Here is a 10,716-nt window from a genome sequence, read left to right as displayed (position 1 = left end):
CTGCCCGCAGGGGCTCTCCCAGTGTCGCGGGCACCAGCGCCAGGCTGCGGCCGTCAAACGGCGGCAAAATGGCATCCAGGAAGATGGCTGGGGTTCCAGGAAAACGGTCCAGCAGGGAGGGTAGATAGGCACCCGCGTTGGAGTGGGCGATCATGACCACGGGATCCGCCCCAACCTTGCGTCGGAGCGCATCCAACGCCGCTGAGTACTGTTCAAGCGCCTCTTTGGCCCCTTCGCCGGGATCAGCGCCCTGAACCTCCACTTGATGTCCTCGGCCCGTCAGCTGTTCGGCCAGGGGCAGCAGGGCGCTCGGTTGCAGAAAAATGCTCGAGAGCAGCAGCAGGCGTGCCATGGTGCTGAGATTATCAGCTGCGGCAACGAGATGTACACGGCGGATCCCCGAGACCCCCGCCAGGGGCTTGGAGGCGCTTGCACCCCGGCCGGGAGGGCGAATATCTAGAAGGAGGTGGAATAACGCGGCGTGCGGGTCCCCAAGCGCTGCAGTGGCACGAAGAGCTTGTAGCGGTCCGAACGGTATAGCGAGACCGAGTAGTCGGCCAGGCGTTCGCCGATGTAGCGTAGCGGGTGACCTGCAGCAGCGGAAACCCGTCTTCCACGGCCAGCAGTTGGGCCTGTGCGGGGCTGGCGGCCGTGCTCTCGACCTGATCCTCGCCCCACTCCAAGAGGATGCCGTAGCGCTCATGCAGTGTTTGGTAGAGCTTCGAGGGTGGCTGCCCGTCGACGAAACCGGGGACCAGGTCGGCCGGCATGTAGTTCTCGTCCAGGCTCATGGGGGTCCCGTCCGCCAGCAGCAGACGCTTGAAGCGCACCACGGGTGTCCCCTCGTCGACCATCAGCTGGCTGGCCAGGTGGGCGGACGCCTTGATTTCGTCGAACTTCAGCACGTGCGCGTCCGGGACCATACCGCGGCGCATCATGTCCTCGCTGTAGGAGTGCAGACGGACCCGAAGGTCCATTTTCTCCGGAACCACGAACGTGCCGATCCCGACGACGCGTTTGAGCACCTGTTCGTCCACCAGCGCGTCGATGGCCTGACGGATGGTTTTGCGCGCCACCCAAAGTGCTCGGCCAGTTCACGTTCCGGCGGCAGCTTGAAGCCCGGCTCGCACGACTCCCGGGCGTGGGTCTTGAGGATGCGTCGGATCTGCCGGTACTTGCTCTCGCTCGATTCTGGGTCGAGGCGGGCCGTGACGGCCGGCTGCGGCGCGTAGCGCATGGCCAGCTCCTTCCACTGGGTCTTCTCCCATTAAACGCCATCCCGGAGGCCTGGCGACAACGCCCGGCTACGGCTGGGTTAAATGAGAAAGGACGACGAGTTCGAAAACTCGTCGCCCTTTCTCAGTTTACTTAGTGAGCGTGCTTGCCACGGCTGAATTCGTTGACCCAGCCGACCACGCCGATGATGGCCAGGCCAGCACCGATGTAGAAGACCCACCAGCCAACGGCCAGACCCAGGAAGCTGATACCAGCTGCCGAGGCCAGAACCAGCGGCCACCAGCTCCACGGTGCGAACAGGCCGATGTCGCCTGCGTTCTCGTGGATCTCGCCGTCAACACGGTCCTCGGGACGGATGCCGACGTTCTTGGCGGTCATCTTCAGGTACCAGCCGACCATGCCGGACATGGCGGCGAGCATCAGCAGGGCCAGCATGCCGACCCATTCTTCCCAGTTGACCATGTAGCCGTAAACGATGGCTACCGGAGTGAAGAAGAAGATTCCGCCCATGAAGAGCCAGGATTCAATTTTCATTCTTACTTGTCCTTCTGGTCAGCCGGGCCGAAGATCTTCGCGACCGGGTTTTCCGGAGTAGCACGTCCGTTCAGTTCCGGGTGGTGCAGGTCCAGGGCCGGACGCTCAGAGCGGATCCGCGGGATCGAGTGGAAATTGTGACGCGGCGGCGGGCAGGAAGTTGCCCATTCCAGCGATGCGCCGAAGCCCCACGGATCATCAACGGTGACCTTCTTGGCCTGACGGTGGGTGATCCAAACGTTCCAGAAGAACGGGATCATCGAGATGCCAAGGACGAAGGAGAACACGGTGGAAACCTGGTTCATCATGGTGAACCCGTCTTCCGGCATGTAGTCGGCGTAGCGACGCGGCATGCCGATGACGCCCAGCCAGTGCTGGATCAGGAAGGTGCCGTGGAAGCCGATGAACAGCAACCAGAAGTGGATCTTGCCCAGGCGCTCGTTGAGCATGTGCCCGGTCCACTTCGGCCACCAGAAGTAGAAGCCGGCGAACATGGCGAACACAACGGTACCGAAGACCACGTAGTGGAAGTGTGCCACCACGAAGTAGGTGTCAGACACGTGGAAGTCCAGAGCCGGAGCCGAGAGGATAATACCGGTCAGACCACCGAACAGGAAGGTCACCAGGAAGCCGATGCTCCACAGCATCGGGGTTTCGAAGGTGATCGAACCGCGCCACATGGTGCCGATCCAGTTGAAGAACTTCACGCCGGTCGGAACCGCGATCAGCATGGTCATGAAGCCGAAGAACGGAAGCATGACGGCACCGGTCACGTACATGTGGTGAGCCCACACCGAAACCGAGAGGGCGGCAATGGCGATGGTCGCGAAGACCAGGCCCTTGTAGCCGAAGATCGGCTTGCGGCTGAAGACCGGGAAGATCTCCGAAACGATGCCGAAGAACGGCAGCGCGATGATGTACACCTCGGGGTGACCGAAGAACCAGAACAGGTGCTGCCAGAGCACCGCTCCCCCGTTATCCGGATCAAAGATGTGTGCACCCAGACGACGGTCGGCACCCAGTGCGAACAGCGCAGCTGCCAGCGGCGGGAAGGCCATCAGGATCAGGATCGAGGTGATCAGGGTGTTCCAGGTGAAGATCGACATGCGCCACATGGTCATGCCAGGTGCGCGCAGGCAGATGATGGTGGTAATGAAGTTCACTGCACCCAGGATGGTGCCGAAGCCCGACAGTGCCAGACCGAAGACCCACAGGTCACCACCGACGCCCGGAGAGAACGTGGTGTTGGACAGCGGTGCGTAAGCGAACCAACCGAAGCTCGCGGCGCCCTGAGGAGTCAGGTAGCCGGCCAGGGCAATGGTCGAACCCAGCGAGAAGAACCAGAACGCCAGGGCGTTCAGGCGAGGGAACGCCACGTCGGGCGAACCGATCTGCAGGGGCATCATCACGTTCGCGAAGCCCGCAAACAGCGGGGTGGCGAACATCAGCAGCATCACGGTGCCGTGCATGGTGAACAGCTGGTTGTACTGTTCCTTGGTCTGCACGATCTGCATGCCCGGCTCAAAGAGCTCGGCACGGATCAGCAGTGCCATCACACCGCCGATGCAGAAGAACACAAACGAAGAAATGAGGTACATGTACCCAATCTTCTTGTGGTCCGTGCTGGTGATGTAGTCAACGAAGATGCGTCCCTTTGACCTCGGGACGACGGCCGAGTTGATGCTCTTCACATCATCGGTCGCGTATTCAAAAGTTGTCATGACCGGTTACTCTCCTTCCCCTTGTCCTTCGTGCTCGACGACCACGGAGTTAACCTTGTTCGGCTGACGGTCATATTCCTCGCCGAGGTGTCCGTCTTCCAGCTTCGCCATCTGGGCCTTGAACTCGGCCTCGCTGACGACCTTGACGTTGAACAGCATCTCGGAGTGGTACTCGCCGCAAAGCTCGGCGCACTTACCGTCGAAGGTGCCCTCAACCTGCGGGGTGAGGTACATGTAGTTGGTGCGGCCCGGAATCATGTCCAGCTTCTGCACGAACGCCGGCACCCAGAACGAGTGGATGACGTCGCGGCTGTTCAGTTCCAGGGTGACAGTCTTGTTGACCGGCAGGTACAGGGTCGGCAGGGTCTCCTGGGCGCCGGCCGAGCCGTCCTCGTTCAGGTGAGCCTGCTTGCCAGCGAAGTACTTCTCCTGGCCGTCGTACGAGTAGTTGAAGTCCCAGGCCCACTGCTTGGCGCGGACGTCGACGACAACTTCGGAATCGACCTTGGTGTTGATTGCCTTTTCAACGTTGTTGTTGAAGCTAAAGAAGACCAACACCAGAACCAGCGGAATGGCGGTGTAGAAAATCTCGATTGGCAGGTTGTAGCTGATCTGACGCGGGTAGCCAGTATCGGACTTACGGCGGCGGTAGGCCACGACACACCAGAGCATCAAGCCCCAGGTCAAAACACCGATCACGGTCACAGCGATCCACGAGTTAACCCATAGATCCTGAATCATCCCGGTGTGTTGGTGGTGTCACGCTCCACGTTCGGGAGCCAACCGCGCTTTACCTCCGCTGAACATCCCGTCAACAGCAGTGCGCCAGTACCTACCAAAGCCATGACTTTGGCTTTGGCAGATCCGCGACTGCCGGTTCGGTCTTGCGAACTCACAGACGGCCCTTCCTCTTTGTTGGTGCAGAATGTGTGGTCTTCGTAGGTCATCCCGCGTTTACGAGTCTGTCCCGTGAGCTGGCCCACGAAGCGAAACATAGTTTTACTACTTAATGTAGAGCTTACCCTCTCAAGCCCCTGAATGCAGAAAAACACCTCTGTTCCAACGAAAGTTTCTTAAACGTTTGAACAGAGGTGTTAGTTCCCGCTGATTTAGTGGAAAGAGTCCCCGCAGGCACAGGATCCGCCAGCCGACGGGTTGTCGATGGTGAAGCCCTGCTTGGAGATGGTGTCCTCGAAGTCGATGGAGGCGCCATTGAGATATGGGACACTCATCTTGTCGACGATCACTTCCACGCCGTCGAACTCGCGCACGTGGTCCCCGTCGAGCATGCGCTCATCGAAGTACAGCTGGTAGATCAGGCCCGAGCAGCCCCCGGGCTGCACGGCGATGCGCAGACGCAGGTCGTCGCGGCCTTCCTGGTCCAGAAGTGAGCGCACCTTTTCGGCGGCCACGTCGCTGAGGTTCACCTCGTGGGTCGGCAACTCGGTGGCGTCGCCCTTGACATCATTTGCTGGTGCAGTCATGTTTCTCCTCCCATACTGCAGTGGTGCGCCCTGCCCCGGTTCGTGGGGTGAAGATGTGCACCTCTCCTCTAGTTTCTATCGTACGACTCATCTGGGAATTCGCACCCATGTTTGTTTCACACTATGAGCCGATTCATAGCCGGACGGGGCCTACAGCCTTCGCTGTCCAGCCGGGCCAGCAGCAGTGCCTCGGCGACGATCGCGTTCTTGAAGTCGCCCAGGTGCAGCGACTCGTTGGCCGAGTGGGCCCGCGAGTCCGGATCCTCCACGCCGGTCACAAGGATCTGAGCTTGTGGGAAGACCTCAAGCAGGTCGGCGATGAATGGGATGGATCCGCCCAAACCCATGCTCACCGGTTCGGTCCCCCAGGCTTGGGCCAGGGCCCACTGCGCCTTTTCGTTCGCCGCCGCATGCAGGTCCGCCTGGTAGGCGCTGCCCGCCTCGGTGGCGGTGAAGGTGACTTCGGCTCCGCGCACGTCCTGGGCCAGGATGTGCTCCTCCAGCGCCTTCAGTGCCGCTGCCGAGTCCTGCCCGGGTGCCAGTCGCATCGACACCTTGAACCGCGTGCGCGGGATCAGGGTATTGGAGGAATGGTCAACGCTGGGCATATCCATTCCAATGACGCTCAGCGCGGGTTTATTCCACAGCCGGTCGGTGATCTTGCCGGTTCCGGCCAGGGACATGGAGTCCAGCAGGCCCGAATCGGCGCGGAACTGCTCCTCGGAGTAGTCCACGTCGGCATGGTCGTTGGAGACGAGCCCGGGTACGGCAACGGCCCCGTTCTCATCGTGCAACGTGGAGATCAGCTTGGCGGCCAGCAACGGGGCGTCGAGCACCGGCCCACCGAACATGCCCGAGTGCACGGCGTGCGTCATGGACCGGACCTCGATCTCGGCGGCGGCCATGCCGCGCAGCGAGGAGGTCAGCGCCGGGGTGCCCACGGCCCAGTTCGAGGAATCGGCCACGATGATCACGTCGGCTGCCAGCTTGTCCTGGTGCGCCTCCAGGAAGTTGCGGAACGACGGGGAGCCGGCCTCTTCCTCACCCTCGAAGAAGAAGGTCACCCCGACGCCGAAGTCGGCGACCTGGTCCAGCACGGCGCGCAGCGCGGCAACGTGCACCATGATGCCGGCCTTGTCATCCGCGGCGCCACGGCCAAAGAGCCGGTCCCCGACACGGGTGGCCTCAAAGGCCGGGGTGTTCCAGTCCGCTGGGTCTCCGGGAGGCTGTACGTCGTGGTGGGCGTAGAGCAGGATGGTGGGCTTGCCGGGTTTGGCTGTGCGGCGGGCCACCACCGCCGGGCTGCCCATGGTTCCCTCATCGGTGGGTTCGCGCAGGATCTCCACGCTGTCCACCCCGATGGCCTCCACCAGTGCGGCCACGGCCTGGGCGCTTTGCTCCAGGTTTGCCGGGTCGAAGGATTCCCAGGCGATGCCGGGGATTGCCACCAGCTCGGTCAGTTCGGTGAGGATCTTCTCGAAGTTGGCCTCGACGTGCTCGCGCAGGCCGGCGATGTCCACCCCGTGGGCGGCCGCTGCGGCCGAAGTGTTACTAGTCATGCTTCCAAGCCTAACAACCGATCAAGTCCGGCCAATGTCACGTCACAGCCGCGGAACCGATAGGATGGGCGGGTGTTTGGACGTAAGAAGGAAGAACCTCAGCCCCCGCAAGAGCAGGCCCCAGAGACGCTGGCCTCGCCCGATGGCCGCAAGAGCGGCCCGACCCCGAAGCGCAGCCAGCAGCAGGCACGCCACCAGCGTCCGCTGGTGCCCAATGACCGCAAGCAGGCCAAGGAGATGGAGCGCAAGCGCCGCATCGAGGCTCAGCAGCGACTGCGTATCGCCAATGAAACCGGTGATGAGCGCTATCTGATGCCGCGTGACAAGGTCCGCAGAAGCGTTTTGCCCGCGACTTCATCGACTCGCGCTGGATGTTCAGCGAGTTCATGATGTTCATCATCCTGCTGTTCCTGGTCGCCTCCCTGGTGTTCAGCCAGAACCTGACGCTGCAGGTCTACGTGCAGTTCGGCCTGTACATCGTGTTGGGTGTGGTGATCATCGAAGGAATCCTCACCGGATGGCTGCTCAAGCGCGAGCTGGTCAAGCGCTTTGGCAAGCTCGAGCGCGGTGTCCGACTCTACGCCTTCATGCGCGGCATGCAGTTCCGCAAGCTGCGCCTGCCCAAGCCGCAGGTCAAGCGCGGTGCGAAGCTGAGCTGATCCAAGCACTCAGACATTAAAACAAGGAGGGTTCCTAGTGGAACCCTCCTTGTTTTTTGGCTTCGGGGCGAGGAACATGCCTACCTTGTGCCTCCGGCCTAGGACTGCCCCGTGAACACGTGTTTTATGCACAAAGCCACAGATTTGTATCGTTCGATACAATCTGTAGCTTTGTGCAAGGCCTGAGCTCGGTACCGCTGCTCCCCAGAGGACTACCGAGAACCGGTCTCAGACGCCTAGGCGGTATCCGGGCACAAGAAAAGGCGGGTGCCCGCTGGCACCCGCCGTCATCTTCAACTCGGCTGGCTGTATCTGGGTACGGCGAGCTGGTGAGAACTCCTAGAGCATCTGCGCCAGTTCCCGGTTGATGTTCCGGGCCCAGAACGGTCTTCATACAGGAACGCCGTGTATCCCTGCACCAGGTCCGCTCCGGCATCCAGACGCTGCTTGACGTCCTTCGCATCGCTCACCCCACCCACGGAGATAATCGCCATTTCGGCGGGCACCAGTTCGCGCAGCTGGCGCAGCACCTGCAGGGAGCGTTCCTTCAGCGGGGCACCGGACAGTCCCCCGGCCCCAATGTCCTCGACGCGCGCCGAGTCACTGGCCAGCCCCTCGCGACCGATGGTGGTGTTCGTGGCAATGATGCCGTCCAGTTCCAGTTCAATGGCCAGGCGTGCCACATCGGCCACGTCCTCGTCGCTGAGGTCCGGGGCGATCTTCACCAGCAACGGCACGTGCCGGCCGGCCACCGCATCGGCTTGGCCCCCACCTGCTCCAGCAGCGGACGCAGGAATCCACGCTCTGCAGCAAACGCAGCCCCGGGGTGTTCGGGCTGGAGACGTTCACCACCAGGTAGTCGGCGTGGTTCGCCAGCTGGCGGGTGGATTCCAGATAGTCGCCGACCGCGTCCTCCAGTTCGACCAGCTTGGTCTTGCCGATGTTCACGCCAACGACCGGACGGTGCCGGCGGTAATCGGCCTTCAGCTGCTGCCGGGCGGTGGCCACCCGGGCGGCGACGACCTCGGCGCCCTCGTTGTTGAATCCCATCCGGTTGATCACCGCGCGGTCCTCCACCAGGCGAAAGAGCCGCGGGGTCGGATTGCCCGGCTGGGCCTGACCGGTGACGGTGCCGATCTCCACGTGCCCGAACCCGATGTCGCTCAGCGCCAGGATGCCGGTGGCGCCCTTGTCGAAGCCGGCGGCCAGGCCAAAGGGCGAAGGGAAGTCGATACCCATCACCGTGCGGCGCAGCTTCGGGTCGGGAGCAAAGAACTTGCGGGTCAGCTTGCTCAATCCGACACGCTGCGCCAGCTTGATGGCGTCAAAGGCGAAGTGGTGGGCCTTCTCCGGATCCATCTTGGTGAAGACGTGCTTGAAAACCAGGGGGTAAATGCGCATGGTTTCAATTTTCGCCGCTGGCCAGTGCGCTTGCCAAATTCTTTACCGGCTAGGCTGGTGCCATGAGCGGTCTGCACGGTATTCCATCAAGCCAGTGGCCGGATTTCTTGACCAGCACGGATCCCGGCGGTTGGGCCGCCGACCCGTTGGGCGAGGACTTTGAGCACACCACCTTGGACCTTGGCGTGGATGGGGAGGGCCCGGTGTTGGGCACTTTGGTCCGCTATGTGCCGAAGCAGCCGCCCCCGGGCAATCCGGAAGAGCGCGGCATCCTGCTCAGCGTGCATGGCTGGAGCGACTACTTCTACAACCGCGAGCTGGCCGAATTCTGGCGGGCCGCCGGCTACCGTTTCTACGCACTGGACCTGCGCCGCTATGGGCGCAGCCTGCGCAGCGAGCACCAGCGTCCCGGCTATGTGGAGCACCTAGCCGAATATCACCAGGAGCTGGATGCGGCCGCGGATCTGCTCACGGCCGAGCACCCGGGGCTGCCGCTGCTGGTGCAGGGCCATTCCCTGGGCGGCTGATCATCAGCTCTGGGCCCAGCAGTCCACCGCCAGGCTGTCCGGGCTGGTGCTCAATGCCCCGTGGCTGGAATTCCAGGGCACCCAGTTCCTGCGGATACCGGCCCAGGGCTGATGGAGGCGATGGCCCGGCGCTCCCCCACGCGCACCCTGCACCTGCCCGAACTGGACCACTACTGGCTCTCGCTCTCGCAGGACGGGCACGGGGAATGGGACATCCACCCGCTGTGGCGTCCACGGCACGCGTTCCGTCCCACCGTGGGCTGGATGCGCACGGTGCTCGAGGCGCACGCGAAGGTGGCCAAGGGGCTGGACCTGGAGCTGCCGGTGCTGGTGCTCACCAGTGCCCAGTCGCACTTCGGGGCCAGCTACGATCCGCTGATGCAGCGCACCGATTCGGTGGTGGACGTGAACCTGGTGCGCCAGCGCAGCCTGAAGCTGGGCAGCTTCGTCACCAATGCGATCATCACCGACGCGATGCACGACGTGTTCACCTCATCCGCCGGGCCGCGCGCCGAGTCCTATGCGAAGGTCCGGCGCTGGCTGCACCTGCTGCAGGGCGCAAGCTAGCCGGCGCCGCGCCAGTTTTCCCCTGGCGGAACGCGCTTAGCTGTGGGCCGGTGCCTCCTCGGGCTGGGGCTTGTCCACCGCGCCACCGTAGCGGCGGTCGCGTTGCGCGTACTGTTCGACGGCCTTGAACAAGGTGGTGCGGTCCACATCCGGCCACAGCTCGTCCAGGAACACCATTTCGGCGTACGCCGACTGCCAGAGCAAAAAGTTGCTGGTGCGCTGCTCCCCGGAGGTGCGCATGAACAGATCCACATCCGGCAGTTCCGGGGCGTGCAGGTAGCGGCCAATGGTTTTCTCGCTGATCCCGGAGGCTTCAGCCGTCCGGCCTGCACGTCCTGGGCCATCAGGGTCATGGCGTCGGCCAGTTCGGCCCGTCCCCCGTAGTTCACGCACATGGTCAGCTGGCAGCCCAGGTTGTCTTCGGTGAGTTGCTCGGCGGCCTTCAGCTCGTTGATCACGCTCTTCCACAGCCGCGGTTCTCGCCCGGACCAGCGGATGCGCACACCCCAGGAGTTCAGGGTGTCGCGCTGGCGGCGCAGCACGTCGCGGGAAAAGCCCATCAAAAAGCGCACTTCCTCGGGGCTGCGCTTCCAGTTTTCGGTGGAGAACGCGTACACCGAGACGTACTTGATCCCCAGCTGCACGGCCCCGGCCATCACATCCAGCAGCGCGGCTTCCCCCGCCCGGTGTCCCTCGGTGCGCGGCAGCCCGCGCTGGTTCGCCCACCGGCCGTTGCCGTCCATCACGATCGCCACGTGCTGGGGCAGCACGGCGGCCGGGATGGAGGGCACCTGCGGGTTCCGGGGGTGCGCATAGGGCTGACCGGGCCGCGCTGGCCGGTGATCGGGCGAGCTTCTTCATGTTCTCTCCACATGGCGTAGGGACTTCACGGCACGTTCCAGGTGCCACTGCAGGTAGTTGGCTACGATCTTGGCGCCCTGGTCGCGCGCCTTGGGCCCGGCGGTGGCCACCGTGTCCCAGTCCCCGGTCAGCAGCGCCTGCAGGTAGCTGACGGTGACCGGGTGCGG

7 protein-coding genes and 6 pseudogenes are annotated in these 10,716 nt (G+C 63.2%); 3 read left to right on the top strand and 10 right to left on the bottom strand.

All coding sequences use genetic code 11. The annotated features are described in order from the left end of the window. From JCM19049_RS04070 to JCM19049_RS04040, 7 genes and pseudogenes are all read right to left on the bottom strand, one after another. Nucleotides 1-352, bottom strand: a pseudogene (locus JCM19049_RS04070) (hypothetical protein); the annotation flags it as partial. 104 nt (nt 353-456) lie between these two features. Next, a pseudogene (locus JCM19049_RS04065) lies at nt 457-1,237 on the bottom strand (GntR family transcriptional regulator). 131 nt (nt 1,238-1,368) lie between these two features. Further along, a complete protein-coding gene (locus JCM19049_RS04060) occupies nt 1,369-1,770 on the bottom strand; it encodes a cytochrome c oxidase subunit 4 (RefSeq protein WP_054820881.1) in 402 nt (133 codons plus the stop codon). A gap of 2 nt (nt 1,771-1,772) precedes the next feature. Beyond that, entirely contained in the window at nt 1,773-3,491 is a 1,719-nt protein-coding gene (gene ctaD / locus JCM19049_RS04055; RefSeq protein WP_054820880.1) for a cytochrome c oxidase subunit I, read from the bottom strand. A gap of 6 nt (nt 3,492-3,497) precedes the next feature. After that, nucleotides 3,498-4,387 (bottom strand): annotated as a pseudogene (gene coxB, locus JCM19049_RS04050) (cytochrome c oxidase subunit II). A gap of 213 nt (nt 4,388-4,600) precedes the next feature. Further along, nucleotides 4,601-4,975, bottom strand: a complete 375-nt coding sequence (locus JCM19049_RS04045) for an iron-sulfur cluster assembly accessory protein (protein WP_054820879.1) — start codon at nt 4,973-4,975, stop codon at nt 4,601-4,603. Between the two features lie 116 nt (nt 4,976-5,091). Beyond that, entirely contained in the window at nt 5,092-6,534 is a 1,443-nt protein-coding gene (locus tag JCM19049_RS04040) for a dipeptidase (RefSeq protein WP_054820878.1), read from the bottom strand. A 72-nt stretch (nt 6,535-6,606) separates the two neighbouring features. Here JCM19049_RS04040 and JCM19049_RS23125 point away from each other — a divergent pair. Then, nucleotides 6,607-7,193: pseudogene (locus JCM19049_RS23125) on the top strand (DUF3043 domain-containing protein). 339 nt (nt 7,194-7,532) lie between these two features. Here the strand turns inward: JCM19049_RS23125 and JCM19049_RS04030 are convergent. Continuing rightward, nucleotides 7,533-8,594 (bottom strand): annotated as a pseudogene (locus JCM19049_RS04030) (quinone-dependent dihydroorotate dehydrogenase). 62 nt (nt 8,595-8,656) lie between these two features. Between JCM19049_RS04030 and JCM19049_RS04025 the strand changes: the two are divergent. Together JCM19049_RS04025 and JCM19049_RS04020 are read left to right on the top strand one after the other, a co-directional pair. Further along, on the top strand, nt 8,657-9,121 hold the full coding sequence (locus JCM19049_RS04025; protein WP_054820877.1) for an alpha/beta hydrolase: 465 nt from the start codon (nt 8,657-8,659) through the stop codon (nt 9,119-9,121). Between the two features lie 111 nt (nt 9,122-9,232). Next, nucleotides 9,233-9,688, top strand: a complete 456-nt coding sequence (locus JCM19049_RS04020) for a hypothetical protein (RefSeq protein ID WP_279402426.1) — start codon at nt 9,233-9,235, stop codon at nt 9,686-9,688. Nucleotides 9,689-9,724: 36 nt separating this feature from the next. On the opposite strand, the pseudogene JCM19049_RS04015 reads toward JCM19049_RS04020, so the two are convergent. Further along, nucleotides 9,725-10,431 (bottom strand): annotated as a pseudogene (locus JCM19049_RS04015) (isoprenyl transferase). A gap of 114 nt (nt 10,432-10,545) precedes the next feature. Beyond that, nucleotides 10,546-10,716, bottom strand: a 171-nt coding sequence (locus JCM19049_RS04010; protein ID WP_279402429.1) for a DNA repair protein RecO C-terminal domain-containing protein, incomplete at its 5' end; no start/stop codon positions are given.

Source organism: Arthrobacter sp. JCM 19049 (assembly GCF_001310435.1).
This window is presented reverse-complemented; position numbering and strand designations above follow the sequence as displayed.